We start from the raw sequence: 16,460 nt of genomic DNA, 5'->3' as shown, positions 1-16,460 counted from the left end.
AATTTATTAAGCATAGCTTTAATTAATATAGTAGTTTATATATTCTATGTGCTCGCTACATATATACTTCTAAGCTTTATGAGTGTAAATGTAGTTATAGCGCAGCTTGCAAGAAATATTTTCTCTATAAAGATAGTATTCGTAGCTCTATATGGGGTACTTTCATATCTAATATCAAAGAGGATATTCAGGTATAAGAATTATGATATCTAGGTGATTTCATGAATAATATTGAGAAGAACAAGAGATATACCTTTATAAATCTAGTAGTTATCGTCGTCTTGGGCATATTAGTGCTTAAGCTTGCTCATTTGACTTTAGTTGAAGGCGATCACTACAGATATATCTCGGATAATTCTAAAATTAGAACAATAACTGTTACAGCTCCAAGAGGCGAGATTAGAGACAGGTATGGAAGGTTAGTAGCTGGCAATCTTCCTTCTTTTACCGTGCAAATTTATAAGGACGACATGTTAAACTTAGAGGCAGAAGATAGGAACAAAGCGCTTCTTGAGCTTGCTACAAGCCTTGAAGAGGACGGTGTTATCTATCAAAATGATTTTCCGATAGACTTTAACTACTTTGCTTATAAAGATGAAGCTGATTACATAAGCACAGACAAGTCGCCTCTTAAAACTGTTATTGACTTTATGAAGAATAAAGAAGTTTTAGACAGCTGTCTTGATATGTCTATGACATTTAAAAACGAAGATAAGGAATATGTTGTAAGGCTAGCAAACAGAGCACTTTATGCGATAAAATCAAAGTTTGTTGACTTTCCAGTTGAATATAAAAACACTGGAGAAAGATATGAATTCGTTGCTAATGATAAGTTCCTAGACTTTAAGCAAAAGAATGAGTTTAATGAAGATCTAAGTCCAAGAGCCTTAGTTACTGAGATTATAGTTAGTGATGATACAGTGCTTAATAGGATATGCTCGCATCCTATGATTAGAAAATTAGTTTATGAAAAGTATAAAAACGATGGTCTTGAAAAGATTGCGCTTAAGGATTGCGTAAATACTTTATACGAGTCATACCTTGAGCAAAAGAGGTCACTTATGAAAGAGTATCCAGACTATGTAACTTACAATACAAGTGCTAAGGAAGACTTTATTAATATCTTTAGGAACACATCGCTTAAAAATATGCTTGGAAAAGCTTATAAGAACGAAGATGATGAAGTAATCGCACCAGGCAAGATACTTATAGATCTAATTAGATCAAAGAATATTGAGACAAAGGTCGAAGCTATAATCAATCCAGACACATTAGACGTTTTATATAGATACAAAGACCAAAATCTAGATCCTGAGATTCCGGCTATCGATGAGCTGATTAAGGAAGCAGACAATAAAGAGATCATGGAGCAATTTATTAGCAATAATAAGATTAGGCCATATGCCCAAAAAACTATGCTTGAAGACGAAATTCAAACAAGGATATCCATAGCAGGTGACTTCGAGTACGTTGACTTAATTCAGTACAGGACTTTCCTAGATAGAATTTTCAAATTTAAGGATGATTTTGAAGAAAAGACTCCTGAAGAAACTCTTCAAAAAGCAATGGAAAAATACAGCATAGACGAAGATTATGCCCGTTATGAAGCAAAAACACTTTTAAGCATATATGAATTATTCTTAAAGCAAGGTCAACTTGCTTATCAGCCAATCAACTTTGCTTATGGAATTAAGCCACAAACAGTTGCCAAGATTGAAGAGAAGCTTTACTTAAATACTGGCATAAACATATCCATAGAGCCAATTAGATACTATCCTATGGGCTCGGTTATGTGTCACGTAATTGGCTCCTTAGGAAAGATATCGACAGACGCCGAGATAGAAAAGTATATAAATCAAAAGAAATATTTACCTGACTCCATTATCGGTAAGACTGGTATAGAAGAGGCTTATGAAGATGTTCTTAAGGGTAAAGATGGGGAGATGGTTGTCGAAGTCGATAGAATCGGTAATAAAACTAGAGTTATTTCTGAGACAAAACCTGTTAGAGGCAATACCATCTACCTAAGTATAGATGCTGAATTACAAAAGAACTGTGAAAAACTTCTTGAAAGAACTATAAAGACCATACCAAAGAGCGGCACTTTCGCTAGTAAGTACGGCGATTTTAAGATGGAGTGGGATAGAAAGAGAAAGAGGACTTATGATAATACTACGTCAGGAGCTATCGTTTTAAACAATCCAAATACAGGTGAAGTCTTGACTATGGCGAGCTACCCAGGCTACAATCTAAACTTGTTTGCAACTGGTATAAGCAAGAATGATTGGGACAGCTTAGAGCCTACTGAGGTCAAAAACTCGCTTGCAGCAAGACCGCTACTAAATGTATCAACACAAACTGCTGTACAACCAGGTTCTATATTTAAGATGTGTACAGGACTTGCGGCTCTTGAGAAAGGCTTAAGTCCTGAGACAAGAATCACGGATATGGGATACGCTGAGCTTGGCGCTAAGAAGTTTAGATGTCTTTTATGGACTGACTATCATAGGACTCATGGCTCAGTCAACTTAAGCGATGCTTTAAAGGTATCGTGTAACTACTTCTTCTATTCTTTGGCAATGGGCGAAAACCAAAGGCTAGGAAAGAAGCTTGAAGTGAAGCTATCTATTGATGACATAGTTGATATGGCAAAGAGATTTGGTCTTAACGACAAGACTGGTATAGAGATAAACGTGCCAAATGAATTCTCGGGCGGAGTACCAAACCCAGAAAAGAAACTTCAAAACATGAGATTCTACTTAAGAAACTATTTGAATGACAATCTTCACAATTATGTAAAAGCAGATGTAAGATATGATGAAGTATTTAAGGATAAAGCAATAAATGAAATATTATCTTGGCTTGAAGAAGGACCTAATATGACTAGAAATCAAGTTATCGAAGGCCTTGATAAGCTTGGCCTTGACACAGAGAAGAAGCTTCCTGGCAAGCGCGAGGGCTTAGCCGATATCATTAAATACACTTATCTAAATCAAGCTACGTGGAACTTGGCTGACACATTATATGTAACTATCGGCCAAGGTGACTCAGCATATACACCGATACAGATGTCAAACTATGTTGCTACTATTGCTAATGGCGGAGAACGCAATAAATTGACGCTTATTGATTCGATTAAGTCTTACGATGGCCTTGAAGATATATATAGCTTTGAAAGACAATTCGAGGACATTGGTCTTAAGAATAAAGATGAATTAGATGTTATTAAAAATGGTATGCATAAGGTAAGTAAACTTGGCTCGGCGAAAGCTGTTTTCAAAGATTTCCCTATAAATGTTGGATGTAAAACTGGTACAGCAGAGAAAAATGGCGTCAACCCATATACAGGAAGAACATATGATCCATTTGCATGGTTCGTTGCCTTTGCACCATATGAAAAGCCGGAAATTGCTGTGAGCGCACTAATATTCCAAGGGGGAACTGGTATAAACGCTGGACCTATGGTTAGAGAAGCCATAGCCGATTACCTTGGCATGAACAAAGAGAATATTTCGAACGATTTACCGCTTGTAACTAAGGTATTAAAGTAAGGAGAAAATATTGATAAATAGAAAGAAATTAGAAAAGATACTAAAACTTGTGGAGAAACCTGCAAGATATATTGGCATGGAGAAAAATTCTATAGTCAAAGATTTTGATAAGACAAAGGTAAAGTTTGCTTTTTGCTTTCCCGACACATATGAGTTAGCAATGAGCTACTTGGGACTTCATATACTTTACTTTTTAATCAATCAAAACGAGGATTACTTATGCGAGAGAGCCTTTTTGCCTAATTACGATATGAAAAAAAAGATGAGGGAAGAGGGCTTAGAACTATTTTCACTTGAAAATAAAGAAGAGCTTAAGAATTTCGACGCAATCGGTTTTACCTTGCAATATGAGATGAGCTTTGCCAATATACTAAGAATGCTTGATCTAGCAAATCTAGAGTTTAAGAGCAAAGACAGAAAAGAAGATGACCCAATATTGGTAGCTGGGGGACCATGCGCGGTAAACCCTGAACCCATAGCTGAGATTATCGACGTCTTCCAAATAGGCGAAGGCGAAGAGATGATGCTAAGGTTTTTGGAGCTATTAAAGATTAAAAAAGAGAAAAATCAAACGAAAGATGAGTTCCTTGAAGCGCTTGCTAAGGAAGATGGTTTTTACGTGCCAAAATTTTACAAGCCTCATTACAATGAAGACGGAACTATAAAAAATTATGAAAAATTAAATCCAAACTGCAAAGACAGAGTAAAGAGAAATTACATTTCAAGCGTTGACAAGATGTTCCAAATCGATAGAATGATAGTTCCATACATTGACGTGGTTCATAAAAGAGCAGTTGTTGAGATATTTAGAGGCTGCACTAAGGGCTGCAGATTCTGTCAAGCGGGCATGCTATATAGGCCTATAAGAGAAAAGTCTGAAGAGAACATTAAGAATATCGCGAAAACTATGATAGACAATACTGGCTACGACGATGTTAGTCTCTTCTCGCTAAGCACTTGTGACTACACAAACCTTAGAGAAGTGGCTGGAGAGATGAAAGAGTACTTTGTCAAGAACAATGTAAGCGTCTCGCTGCCATCGCTAAGATTAGATTCACCGAGCATAGATGTTTTAAAAGATCTTTCAGACGTAAGAAAGTCTTCACTAACATTCGCTCCTGAAGCAGGTAGCCAAAGGCTTAGAGACGTTATCAATAAAAACGTTACTGAAGAAAATTTGGTTGATGTAATGAATTATGTTTTTGGTGAGGGCTGGTCAAAGATTAAACTATATTTCATGATAGGTCTTCCGACAGAGACAGAAGATGACATAAGAGGCATAAAAGATCTTGCCTACTTAGTTCGTGACCTATTCTTCAAGAGAGATAGGGAAGATATTAAAGGCGACTTTAGACTTGTTGTGAGCACATCATGCTTTGTACCTAAGCCATTCACACCATTCCAATGGTTTAAGCAAGACAGCATAGAAGAATTTTATGAAAAGATAGGCATACTTCGCTCGAGCATTAAGGATAAAAAGGTCGAGTACAACTACCACGATCCAGAGCTTAGCTATATCGAAGCGGTTTTAGCAAGAGGCGATAGAAGGCTAGCTGACGCGCTTATCCACGCCTATAAAGAAGAAGCAAAGGCAGAGAAAGTAGATAATGAATTCATTTATGAAAATTATTTGAACGCGTTTAAAGAATTTGGTCTTGATCCAGACTTTTATGCAAGACGCGAAAGATCTTATGATGAGGTCTTGCCTTGGGATATAATCGATGTGGGCGTGAGCAAAGAGTTTTTGATTAGAGAGTATGAAAAGTCAATGAGGGCTGAAACTACTAAGGACTGTAGAATCTCGTGTAACGCTTGCGGCATAGAGAACTGTGAAATGAGGGGTAAGCATGAAAATTTTGTGTAAATTTACAAAACTAGGCTACTTGAAGTTCATCTCGCACTTGGACCTAGTAGACCTATTCCAAAGAACACTCTTTCAAAATAAGGTTGACGTAAAATTTTCAGAAGGCTTCAACCCGCATCCAAGGATGTCCATAGCTTATCCACTACCTTTGGGCATTGAATCGAATAGTGAGTACATGGAGATATATCTTAACTCAAAGATTGATTTAAAAGATTTTTTGATTAAGATGAACGAGAGACTTCCTCAGGGAATCAAGATTGTAGAAGCAAAGTACGATGACGACGAGTCCATATCCAATAAGGTAAAGTCAGTTGTATACGCTTTTAAATTATTAAATACATTTTACGATAAGAACAAAGATATAGACATAGCAAAAGAGCTTGATAAGGTCAACGCCATGGACATAGTTGAGATAGAGAGAAAAAGAAAAAAGGGTAAAAGAAGGATTTTTGTTAAAGAGAATGCCAAAGACTATCTCAATAGACTTGAGCTTAAGGATGAGGCCATATACGCTTACATCAAGATGAGCGAGCAGGGCTCTTTAAAGCCAGCACTTGTTTTTGATATACTTAATAACTACACAGACATAGTTATGGATGAGCTTGATATTGACCTTGAACGCGTAGGTCTATATCAAGATGAAGAAGGACTCAAGGAGATATTCTTATAAGTATAAAAAATATCTATAAAAGACTTGTAAATTATAAAGATTAATGATATAATATGAAATACAGAGTAGAGGAAATGCGCTAGTGTTAAAAGATGGGATGTAGCTTTTAAACGAATGGCATTAAGCCGCGGTGTTTCTTCGCTTCCGCTGTATAAATATTATATTATTTAGAACAGCCTCTGGAATTTTATTTTAGGAGGATTTTTTTATGCAAAAAGGAAGGACTAATACTAAAAAATTAGTATTAAGTGCATTGTTCGTTACCTTAGCTCTTTTAATGTCAAGATTCTTGAAATTAAAATTAGCTCCAGGTTTATCACTATCGTTTGGTGGCTATCCGCTAATGTTCGGAGGTATGGTCCTTGGACCTTATTACGGCTTTATGATGGGGATTGTTACAGACGTTCTTAACTACGCTTTAGCACCAAGCTCTTTTGGTTTCAACGCTTTCTTTACTATCTCAGAAGGCTTACTAGCATGGTTCCCAGGCTTTATCTTGTGGAAGTTATCAAAGGGCGAAGGCTTTGCAGCTATGCAAAACGATAGAAAGCTTCAAAACAAAGTAATTATTTCAACAAGTTTATTTAGAGCAATATTTTTAAATATCTTCTTGAACACAGTTCTTTTATATCCTTACATGGGAAAGGGTGTTCTAGCACTACTACCAGCAAGAGCAACAAAGAATGCAATTGAAATATTCACAGTATACTTTGCTTTAACAGCTATGGTTGAAGCTTTAAGAGCAAGAAAAGTAAGTTTCGAAATGTAATTAAATCAATATAGACAAATACCTCACTACATTCCAGTGAGGTATTTGTTTTGTGTAAACTAGAAGGGCAGAACATTTAAGTTCTGCCCTTAGTATTATTTATCTTGTCTATCTTTTATAATTTCCTCAATAGCTTCATTAATTACCTCTTCATTAGTCTTTCTGAAGTTACCATCGACAATGTAGATGTCATCTTTGAATCTAAATACAAGCGAGGATATGTGATGTTTGCTGGCGATGTAGGCTTCTACAAAGTCATCATCAAATTTATTATCAAAGCTTAAGTATTCAATATCGCCTTGATTGTTAAAGATGTTTCTATCTTTAATAACCTTGTAAATATAGTCAAGTATGTGAGTCTTTTTGCCGTGATAGTGCTCACTGGTCATAATGAGCAGCTCGCCGACTTTATGTTTATCAGTAGTAAAGCTATAGTTCTTAGTGTATTCATCGATGAAAAAGTTTCTGCTTCTGTATTTATTATTGTTGTAGTACTTGTTATTACTTATATTGCTATCAACTTGAAAAATCTCTTGATTAATAGCATTGTTTATAGGCATGTCAAGTAGTTTTGTTTGCAAATTCGTTACCATAAACAAAGATATTGCTATAAATAGAAATCTTGGGAAGAACTTATCAAAAACCTTTTCGATTAATAGCTTATATATTAAAAATGTTAGTGCTGATCCGATTAGGAAGAAGTATGAGGAGAATAACTTGATCAGCGTAATATTGCCAACTGAAAAGTTATATATATCTAAAGCCACATACGAAAGCACCATAAGTATTAGTAGGGCGATTAGTGCTATCATCAAAACTCTACCAAACTTAAAAGCCTTCTCGCTCGCAAATTTTTTACGTAAAGCTTTTGAGTAGAAGAAAATAATTCTTCTTAAGTACATAATTGAGAGCGTTAAGAATATCAGTGGTATGAAGACCATAAACATAAACTGTTTTAAATTTATAAACTTGTCAATGTTTGGCCAAAACAAAAACACGCTGCTCGCTAAAAATATCATGAAGAATGATATAAAAACTGATATTGAGAAAAATCTTATATTTGAGATGTTTTTCCAGCTTTTTTCATCAGCATCACGTATAGCTTTTTTGCTCGCACTGTGATTTTCAAAGATGTTTATGTCCTTAAAGCCGCAGACAAACTCAAAGCCTTCGCTCTCCATATCATAAAGGTGAGTGGAGAAGGCACCGAATTTGTTTTTTCTAGACTTTGTAAATGGATAACTCTCACAAAAATACTCAAAATTATTAGCATCGACAGCTTTCTCCAAGCTAATCGATGCTTTTTTAATATCTTTGATCTTGTATCCTTCTTTTCTTAATTTATTTAGATGCTCTTCAAGACCTTTGTAATCAATGTTTTGAAAGAGCATTATCTCTTTTATTTCTGTTTTTTCTTGCATAAGTATTCACCCTTTTTATATAGTAGTATGCCGAATGGAACAAGTAGTATCGATATCCATTGTGATGTTGAGAAAAATAAGAAGTGTCCTCTTACGTCATCGTATCTTAAAAATTCAACTAAAAATCTTGCTATGCCGTATAAAATTATATACAGACCAGTTACTTTTCCTTTTTCTCTATCCTTCTTTGAGTAGATGAATAGAATGACAAATATGATTATATTGCCTAGTGCACTCAATAGCTGAACAGGGAAGAGTTTTACTCCACTAAGTCCAACGCTTTCCTTTGGGAAGATTACAGAAAGTTTGCTGTCCCATGGCATGCCATAGCAGCATCCTGCCATAAAGCATCCGATTCTACCAAAGGCATGTGCAAGTGGCACTTCTGGTGCTAGTGAGTCAACTATATCTAGGTAGCTCATATTGTATTTCTTTGCGTAGAAATATATCGCTATAAGCGCTCCTATGATACCTCCGTAAAATACATAGCCGCCTGCTAATATATTTTTAAGCGTTGTGAGTGTATCAGGTGAGTTCTTAAAGCTTTCCACAACAAAATTAAAATCTGTAATTAGGTATAGTAGTTTTGCTCCGATGAAGCCGCCCACCATACCATAAACAATGGAGTAAAATATAGTTTCTTTATCGCCTGGGTAATCTTTTTTTCTGTACCAATAGACAAGGCTCGCTACAATTATGCCAAGCGCGATAAGTGAGCCGTAGCTAGCTAGTCTTATTCCGAATATCGTGTAAAATGGTTTCATAGGCTTACCACATATTGTTAACAAGCGAGCAGCCTATGCATGATAGACATGCTATGCAAGCGATAGTTACTAAAAGTGTTGAGGCAAGGCCTATAGTGTTAAGTATAATGCCTGTCTTAGCATAAGTCCTGTCACCGTTGTTTCTTGCGTCGACACCCATAATCAAGCCAACTACAGCAAGTATGCTTCCTACGAATGAGGCTTGTCCTAAGAATATACAAAAGATTGATATAATACCTAGTACTAGTGATGTCATACCCTTGTTAGTAGCATTTCTATTGCCATTATTGTAGTTATAGTTTCTTGAGTCATTATAATAATCGTTCTTATTATAGCTGTAGTATTGACCCTTAGCTCTCTTTTTTTCTTGTCTTTCCTTTATTTCATCTTCACTTAAGACTTCTTGTTCTCTGAAGTCATTGTCTTCATAATTGTTAGTCATATTATCCCTCCTATGATGTATTATACCCCATTTAAGAATATTATACATAAAAGAACGAAAAATTACAAGAAAAATTAGAATATTAAAATCTATAAATATATGGTATAATAAATATTAGAGGTGATTTTATGAGTTTTACGCATCTACATTTACATACTGAATACTCTTTGCTTGATGGCTCAAACAAGATAAGTGAGCTTATTGACAGAGTTAAAGAGCTTGGCATGGACGCATGTGCCATCACTGACCATGGCAATATGTATGGCGTAATCAAATTTTATAAGGAAGCAAAGGCGAAGGGCATCAAACCAATCATTGGCTGTGAGGTCTATGTTTGTGATGATAAACTTGTTAAGGACAAGGAAACGCCTTACTATCACTTGATACTTTTATGCGAGAACGAAAAAGGATATAAAAACATTATAAAGATAGTCTCAGACGCCTCTATCAACGGCTACTATTATAAGCCGAGAACTGATTTTAAATACCTATATGAGCACAGCGAAGGCCTCATAGCGCTATCAGCCTGCTTAGGCGGCGAAGTGCAAAAGATGATACTAGATCAAAACCTTGATGGAGCGAAGAAAGCGGCTCTTAGGTATAAGGATATATTTGGAGAGAATAATTTCTTCTTAGAGCTTCAAGACCATGGCATCAAAGAGCAAGCTTATGTGAATAACTATTTAATGGAGCTATCTAAGGAGCTTGATATTGGCTTAGTCGCTACAAACGACTGCCATTATTTAAGAAAAGAGGACGCCAAGGTTCATGACGTGCTTTTATGTATACAAACTCTTTCTAAGATAGATGATGAAAATAGAATGCGTTTCCCAAGCGAAGAGTTTTACGTGAAGAGTCCTGAGGAGATGGCAAAGCTATTTTCTTATGCGCCTGAGGCCATAAAAAATACTGAGATTATTAAAGATAGATGTAATATAGAAATTGAATTTCACCAAAAACACTTACCAAACTTTGAGATAGAAGAGGACATGACTCATGCTGAGTACTTACACAGACTTTGTGAAGAGGGCTTAGTAAAGAGATATGGCGAAGTAAGTGAGGCTATTAAGGACAGGATGGAAAAGGAGTTTAACATCATTAACTCCATGGGCTATGTTGACTATTTCCTAGTAGTTAGGGACTTTATTATGTATGCAAAAGAAAATGGCATACCAGTCGGCCCAGGTAGAGGCTCGGCGGCAGGAAGTGTTGTTTCCTACGCATTGGGCATAGTTGATGTTGATCCATTAAAATACGATTTACTATTTGAAAGATTTTTAAATCCAGAAAGGGTTTCCATGCCCGATATAGATGTTGACTTTGGTTACGAAAGAAGATCTGAAGTAATTGATTACGTTATTAATAAATATGGCGAAGATAAAGTTAGCCAGATAATTACTTTTGGTACACTTGCCGCAAGAGCTGTTATTCGTGACGTTGCCAGAGCTTTAGATGTGCCACTTAACAAGGCGGATGCACTTGCTAAGATGGTTCCAAGGGACCTAGACATCACCATTGACAAAGCTTTAGAGAGAAATCCAGAATTTAAAAAAGCTTACGATGAAGACGAAGAAGCAAAGAAGATAATCGATATATCAAGGCAATTAGAGGGACTACCAAGAAATATTGGTACACATGCAGCCGGCATATTGATTACAGAAGAGACTATTACAAATCATTTGCCATTAGTTAAGAATAAAGAATCGATATCGACTCAATTCACTATGACAGAGCTTGAAGAGCTAGGCTTTTTGAAGATGGACTTCCTTGGTTTAAGGAACTTAACTGTTATTCAAGACGCGCTTGATATGATTGAGCATAATTATGGAAGAAGAGTCGATTTTGACCACATGGAATGCGATGATAAGAACGTTATCGGCCTATTTACAGAGGCTGAAACCATAGGCATATTTCAATTCGAGTCGGTCGGAATGAGAAGGTTCTTAAAAGATTTAAGAGCACAAAAATTTGAAGACCTTATCGCCGCTAACTCATTATTCAGGCCAGGACCAATGCAATCGATACCAAAGTTTGTTGAGGCAAGGCACGATCCAACGAAGATCACATATCTTGATCCGCATCTTGAGCCAATTTTGAAAGAGACATACGGCTGCATCGTATATCAAGAGCAGGTAATGAGGATATTTAGAAACCTAGCTGGCTACTCGCTTGGCGGCGCTGACATAGTTAGAAGAGCCATGAGTAAGAAGAAGATGAAGGTCTTGGAACAAGAGAGAAAGAACTTTATCTACGGCAAGGACGATGGCGATGAAGTGCTTATCAAAGGCGCTGTGAGAAACGGCATTAAAGAAGAGGTAGCGAACGAGATTTTTGACTATATGCTTGATTTTGCAAACTACGCCTTCAACAAATCTCACTCGGCCGCTTACTCAGTCGTTGCCTATAGAACTGCTTACTTAAAATATTACTATCCAAAAGAGTATATGGCTAGTCTACTTAGCTCAGTCATGGGCAATACAACAGATGTAATCAAGTACCTTGAAGAGTGCAAGAGACTTGGTATAGAAGTTTTAAGACCAGATATAAATAAATCATTTAGAAAGTTTACGACTGAAGGCGAGGGCATAAGATTTGGCTTATCAGCTATTAAAAACGTCGGCACTAACGTAATCGACTCAATACTTAAGGCAAGAGGCGAGATCGATGGCTTTACTTCCTTCGAAGACTTTTTAACAAAGACACATAGAGTTGACTCGACTGCCATGAACAAAAAGTCGGTTGAGTCCTTGATTATGGCGGGTGCGCTTGATTCGCTTGGCCTTAACAGAAGCCAAATGCTTGGCTCATACGACTACATGTTAAAGAGCATACAAAAGGACGCGAAGAACAACGCTCAAGGACAGATGGGACTCTTTGGACTTGGTGATGATAGTTCATCGAACGTTCAGTACAAGATACCAGATGCGACTGAGCTATCGAAGTTTATGCTGCTTGAAGGCGAAAAAGAGATGACTGGCATATATTTCTCGGGTCATCCACTTGAAGAGTTCACTGAAGAGCTTAGACAAAGTAGCGACTTTTCTTCCATTGAGATGAAAGAAAAAGTTCTTGACGAAACAGATGCAGATCTTAGGGACAATATGTTTATTTCATATGCGGGCATGGTCTCAACTGTAACAAAGAAGGTTACTAAGAACAATCAAATGATGGCCTTTATTGAGCTTGAAGACCTTTATGATAGCATAAGAGTCGTGATTTTCCCAAGAGTTTACGAAAACTATAGAAATCTAATTAAAGAAGGGGAAAATATTGTAGTCAAGGGAAGATTACAAATAAGCGCTAATGATGAGATCAACATCATTGCAGATAGAGTGAAGAGGCTTGAAAAGCGTAAGGAAACTCTATATATAAGGATAAAAAATGGCTTGGGCGAAGACGATAAGAAAAGTATTTTAGATATATTAAAGAAATACAAGGGAGATAACCCTGTAGTTGTCTACTTTGAAGAGACAAAATCAAGTATTGAATCGAACGATAGCACAGCCATTGACATAGACAATGAAAAGCTATATGAAGATTTAAAGATCTATTTAGATGATGACGATATAGTTATTAAATAGGAGGAGCTATGAAGACTATTGCTATATTAACAAGTGGTGGCGACGCGCCAGGAATGAACGCCGTAATCAGATCTGTTGTAAGAACTGCCATATATAACAATTTGAAGGTTTTAGCTATAAAGGAAGGCTACAACGGATTGATTAAGGGAGACATCGAAACGATGACGCTATCAAGCGTTGCGGACATTATTCACAGAGGCGGAACTATACTTAGAACTGCTAGAAGCGATGAATTTATGACTGAAGAAGGTATTAATCAAGCGCTTGAAGTGATTAAGAAATTTAAAATAGATGCCATAGTGGCTCTTGGCGGCGACGGAACTTTTAGAGGAGCGAGGGAACTAGTTAGAAGAGGAATTAAAATTATAGGCGTGCCATGCACTATAGATAACGACCTTGGCTACACTGACTACACTATCGGCTTTTTGACAGCGGTTGAGACAGCCGTTTCTGCTATAAGTAAGCTTAGAGATACCTCTGAGTCACATGGTAGGGCCATAGTGCTTCAAGTAATGGGCAGAAATTGCGGTGATATTGCTCTTTACTCAGGTATAGCGGGCGGAGCTGAATCGATAGTCATACCAGAAGTTAAATTAGATACAGACGCTATTATAAAAAAGATTCAAAACGGTAAAAAGAGAGGCAAAAAGCACCACATAATCGTCGCTGCTGAAGGAGCACTTGATGCTTATGAACTTGCGAAGATTATTGAAGAGAAGGGCGCTATTGAAACTCGTGTGACTGTTCTTGGCTACGTTCAAAGAGGCGGCGTACCAACAGTTCAAGACAGGATACTAGCAAGTGACTTTGGCTATGACGCAGTAAATTTACTCTTAAATGGCAAATCAGGACTAGTTTTGGGCTACAAAAATGGCAAGATTATAGAAGTAGATATAGAAGAAGCACTTGAGACAAAGAAAGCTTTTGACAAAGATCAGCTTAAGATGGTGGACATATTATCAATATAGGAGAATTAAGATGAAAAAGACTAAGATAGTTTGTACAATTGGACCGAGCTCGGACTCATACGAAGTGCTAAAAGCGCTTGTTAATGAAGGAATGAACGTTGCCAGACTAAACTTTTCACATGGCACTCATCCAGAGCATAAAAAGAGGATAGAGACTATAAAGAAACTTAGGGATGATATTGATGAGCCTATAGGCATAATGCTTGATACGAAGGGACCTGAGATAAGGATAAAGACTTTCAAAGATGGCATGATTAGGATAGAGCAAGGACAAGACTTTACTCTTACGAGTGAGGATGTAGAAGGCGACGAGACGAGGGTCTCTGTCACATATAAGGACATTGCCAAGGATTTAAAGGCTAATGATAGAGTGCTTATTGACGATGGCCTTGTAGAGTTCACTGTAATATCAGTCGATGAGAATAATGTTTATATGAAGGCAGTTAACTCGGGCGAGCTAAGCGATAGGAAGGGAGTTAATCTTCCTTCAGTCAAAGTGAATTTACCGACGCTCACTGAAAAAGATATTGATGATTTAATCTTTGGCATTGAAAATGATGTAGACTTCATCGCGGCTTCATTTATTAGAAGCGCAAAAGATGTTTTAGAGATATGAAAGATTCTTGAGAGCAATGGTGGAGACGATATTAAGATTATTTCTAAGATAGAAAATTTAGAGGGCGTTCAAAATATTGATGAGATCATCGAAGTATCTGACGGTATTATGGTTGCTAGAGGAGATATGGGTGTTGAACTTGATGAAGAGGACATTCCTTTAGTGCAAAAGGATATAATCAGAAAGTGCAATCTTAAAGGTAAATTCGTTATAACAGCGACTCAGATGCTCGACTCAATGATTAGAAACCCAAGACCAACAAGAGCTGAGGTAACTGATGTTGCCAACGCCATCTTAGATGGTTCGAGCGCGATAATGCTATCAGGCGAGACGGCAGCAGGAGCTTATCCAGTCAGGGCATGTGAAATGATGAGGAAAATTGCTTTAAAAATTGAAGACAGTCTCGATTATAAAATCATTGTTGATAGCACAAATGATGAACATGAGATTAACATCACAAACTCCATCGCCAAAGCGACGAGAGAAGCGGCGCTTGATTTGGATGCAAAAGTGATCATAGCCGCAACAACATCAGGGCTTACTGCGAGAAATATTTCGAAGTTCAAGCCAAAGTCGCCAATCATCGCTGCTACTACAAATGAAAAGGTTAGAAGGCAATTGGCAATTGAGTGGGGCGTCTATCCAATCAGAGCGACTCTTGCATCAAGCATAGACGATTTATTCTACGAATCTATAAATATATTAAAGAATATAAAATTTGTAAAGGAGGGAGAGCTAGTCATATTAACAGCGGGCATGCCGCTTGGAAAGGCTGGTTCAACAAACATAATGATGGTAAAGACAGTTGGTAAGCTATTATGCAAAGGAATGGGCATAGGCAAGCATAAGATAAGCGCAAGAGCTTGTGTCGCTAAAAATGCTAAAGAACTAGAAGAAAATTTTACAGATGGCGATATTATAGTAACTATAGGGGTATATAAAGATATGCTTCCATATATACAAAAGTCATCGGGCATAGTGACAGTTGAAGGCGGTCTAACTAGTCAAGGCGCAATAGTTGGCATTAATTACCATCTAGCAACAGTTGTTGGTGTGGGGGAAGCAATGAATATTATAAAAACTGGAGACATCATAAGCATCGACGCAACAACTGGAGAAATTTACGAAGGTAAAATATTTGATGAAGAGGAAGTGATTTAATGGCTGATACAAGAAGCTCGTGGCAAGAGTATTTCATGTCAATCGCTCACATGATAGCTAAGAGATCTACATGCGATAGGGCCTACGTGGGATGCTTACTCGTTAATAAAGACAACAGAATAGTCTCAAGCGGTTACAACGGCAGCATCAAGGGCAATCCGCACTGTTCAGAGATAGGCCACACAATGAGGGATGGTCACTGCATAGCGACTATACATGCTGAGATGAATGCGCTATTATATTGCGCTAAGGAAGGCATCAAGGTAGATGGCTGTGTGTGCTACGTAACACACTTCCCGTGCTTAAACTGCACTAAAGCTTTGATACAAGCGGGAATCAGTAAAATATATTATTCAAATGCATATAGGATAGACGATTATGCACTAGAATTACTTGACAAAAACCACATCGAACACATAAAATTAGATGTGGACATGAATTAGTTAAATTTTTTTAAAATAGGAGGGAAAGAAAAGGTTAAAAGAATTCAAAGAATTTATTTCAAAGGGCAGTGTAATGGACCTAGCAGTAGGTGTTATCATAGGTGGAGCCTTCTCAAAGATTGTTAGCTCACTTGTTGACGACATAATCATGCCACTAATTGGACTATTACTTGGTGGAGCAGATATTAGCAATTATTTCGTTACACTTGA

Annotated in this window: 12 protein-coding genes, 2 pseudogenes and 1 riboswitch; of the genes and pseudogenes, 11 read left to right on the top strand and 3 right to left on the bottom strand. The window is 37.1% G+C overall.

The features are described from left to right. From Q0E71_RS04300 to Q0E71_RS04280, 5 genes are all read left to right on the top strand, one after another. Window positions 1–213 (top strand): hypothetical protein (locus Q0E71_RS04300; RefSeq protein ID WP_294796378.1); only part of this gene is annotated, 213 nt, incomplete at its 5' end. Between the two features lie 8 nt (window positions 214–221). Further along, a complete protein-coding gene (locus Q0E71_RS04295; RefSeq protein ID WP_294796376.1) occupies window positions 222–3,551 on the top strand; it encodes a penicillin-binding transpeptidase domain-containing protein in 3,330 nt (1,109 codons plus the stop codon). Between the two features lie 10 nt (window positions 3,552–3,561). Further along, the gene (locus tag Q0E71_RS04290) at window positions 3,562–5,415 is read left to right on the top strand and encodes a TIGR03960 family B12-binding radical SAM protein (RefSeq protein ID WP_367116813.1); all 1,854 of its coding nucleotides are present in this window, start codon (window positions 3,562–3,564) and stop codon (window positions 5,413–5,415) included. Then, the gene (locus Q0E71_RS04285) at window positions 5,399–6,085 is read left to right on the top strand and encodes a TIGR03936 family radical SAM-associated protein (protein WP_294796374.1); all 687 of its coding nucleotides are present in this window, start codon (window positions 5,399–5,401) and stop codon (window positions 6,083–6,085) included. The genes Q0E71_RS04290 and Q0E71_RS04285 overlap by 17 nt, the downstream gene beginning before the upstream one ends. 59 nt (window positions 6,086–6,144) lie before the next feature. Next, window positions 6,145–6,237, top strand: a riboswitch (THF riboswitch). A 56-nt stretch (window positions 6,238–6,293) separates the two neighbouring features. After that, complete coding sequence (locus Q0E71_RS04280) at window positions 6,294–6,854, top strand: folate family ECF transporter S component (RefSeq protein WP_294796372.1); 561 nt, start codon at window positions 6,294–6,296, stop codon at window positions 6,852–6,854. A gap of 95 nt (window positions 6,855–6,949) precedes the next feature. Here the strand turns inward: Q0E71_RS04280 and Q0E71_RS04275 are convergent, their stop codons facing one another. The 3 genes from Q0E71_RS04275 to Q0E71_RS04265 are packed head-to-tail and all read right to left on the bottom strand — an operon-like array spanning window position 6,950 to window position 9,481. Next, complete coding sequence (locus tag Q0E71_RS04275; protein ID WP_294796371.1) at window positions 6,950–8,275, bottom strand: hypothetical protein; 1,326 nt, start codon at window positions 8,273–8,275, stop codon at window positions 6,950–6,952. Further along, complete coding sequence (locus Q0E71_RS04270; RefSeq protein ID WP_294796369.1) at window positions 8,254–9,039, bottom strand: prolipoprotein diacylglyceryl transferase; 786 nt, start codon at window positions 9,037–9,039, stop codon at window positions 8,254–8,256. Before Q0E71_RS04270 ends, Q0E71_RS04275 begins: the two co-directional genes overlap by 22 nt. Before the next feature lie 4 nt (window positions 9,040–9,043). Next, window positions 9,044–9,481, bottom strand: a complete 438-nt coding sequence (locus Q0E71_RS04265; RefSeq protein WP_294796367.1) for a DUF4190 domain-containing protein — start codon at window positions 9,479–9,481, stop codon at window positions 9,044–9,046. 128 nt (window positions 9,482–9,609) lie between these two features. On the opposite strand from Q0E71_RS04265, the gene Q0E71_RS04260 reads away from it, so the two are divergent. From Q0E71_RS04260 to mscL, 6 genes and pseudogenes are all read left to right on the top strand, one after another. Further along, entirely contained in the window at window positions 9,610–13,062 is a 3,453-nt protein-coding gene (locus Q0E71_RS04260) for a DNA polymerase III subunit alpha (protein WP_294796365.1), read from the top strand. An 8-nt stretch (window positions 13,063–13,070) separates the two neighbouring features. Continuing rightward, window positions 13,071–14,030: a 6-phosphofructokinase gene (gene pfkA / locus Q0E71_RS04255; RefSeq protein WP_294796363.1), complete on the top strand. Its 960-nt coding sequence runs from the start codon at window positions 13,071–13,073 to the stop codon at window positions 14,028–14,030. A 10-nt stretch (window positions 14,031–14,040) separates the two neighbouring features. Further along, window positions 14,041–15,441, top strand: a pseudogene (gene pyk / locus Q0E71_RS04250) (pyruvate kinase); the annotation flags it as partial. Next, on the top strand, window positions 15,436–15,807 hold the full coding sequence (locus Q0E71_RS06790; RefSeq protein WP_367116814.1) for a PEP-utilizing enzyme: 372 nt from the start codon (window positions 15,436–15,438) through the stop codon (window positions 15,805–15,807). The pseudogene pyk and the gene Q0E71_RS06790, both read left to right, overlap by 6 nt. Continuing rightward, window positions 15,807–16,250, top strand: a complete 444-nt coding sequence (locus Q0E71_RS04245) for a deaminase (protein ID WP_294796361.1) — start codon at window positions 15,807–15,809, stop codon at window positions 16,248–16,250. The genes Q0E71_RS06790 and Q0E71_RS04245 overlap by 1 nt, the downstream gene beginning before the upstream one ends. Before the next feature lie 37 nt (window positions 16,251–16,287). Then, window positions 16,288–16,460: pseudogene (gene mscL, locus Q0E71_RS04240) on the top strand (large conductance mechanosensitive channel protein MscL); the annotation flags it as partial.

This window comes from uncultured Fenollaria sp., assembly GCF_934202865.1.
Taxonomy (GTDB): Bacteria; Bacillota; Clostridia; order Tissierellales; family Peptoniphilaceae; genus Fenollaria.
This window is presented reverse-complemented; position numbering and strand designations above follow the sequence as displayed.

Coding starts and splice junctions, on each gene's coding strand:
- Q0E71_RS04280 (WP_294796372.1), top strand. CDS start 6,294: ATGCAAAAAGGAAGGACTAATACTAAAAAATTAGTATTAAGTGCATTG.
- Q0E71_RS04275 (WP_294796371.1), bottom strand. CDS start 8,275: ATGCAAGAAAAAACAGAAATAAAAGAGATAATGCTCTTTCAAAACATT.
- Q0E71_RS04295 (WP_294796376.1), top strand. CDS start 222: ATGAATAATATTGAGAAGAACAAGAGATATACCTTTATAAATCTAGTA.
- Q0E71_RS04260 (WP_294796365.1), top strand. CDS start 9,610: ATGAGTTTTACGCATCTACATTTACATACTGAATACTCTTTGCTTGAT.
- Q0E71_RS04285 (WP_294796374.1), top strand. CDS start 5,399: ATGAAAATTTTGTGTAAATTTACAAAACTAGGCTACTTGAAGTTCATC.
- Q0E71_RS04245 (WP_294796361.1), top strand. CDS start 15,807: ATGGCTGATACAAGAAGCTCGTGGCAAGAGTATTTCATGTCAATCGCT.
- Q0E71_RS06790 (WP_367116814.1), top strand. CDS start 15,436: ATGATGGTAAAGACAGTTGGTAAGCTATTATGCAAAGGAATGGGCATA.
- Q0E71_RS04265 (WP_294796367.1), bottom strand. CDS start 9,481: ATGACTAACAATTATGAAGACAATGACTTCAGAGAACAAGAAGTCTTA.
- Q0E71_RS04270 (WP_294796369.1), bottom strand. CDS start 9,039: ATGAAACCATTTTACACGATATTCGGAATAAGACTAGCTAGCTACGGC.
- pfkA (WP_294796363.1), top strand. CDS start 13,071: ATGAAGACTATTGCTATATTAACAAGTGGTGGCGACGCGCCAGGAATG.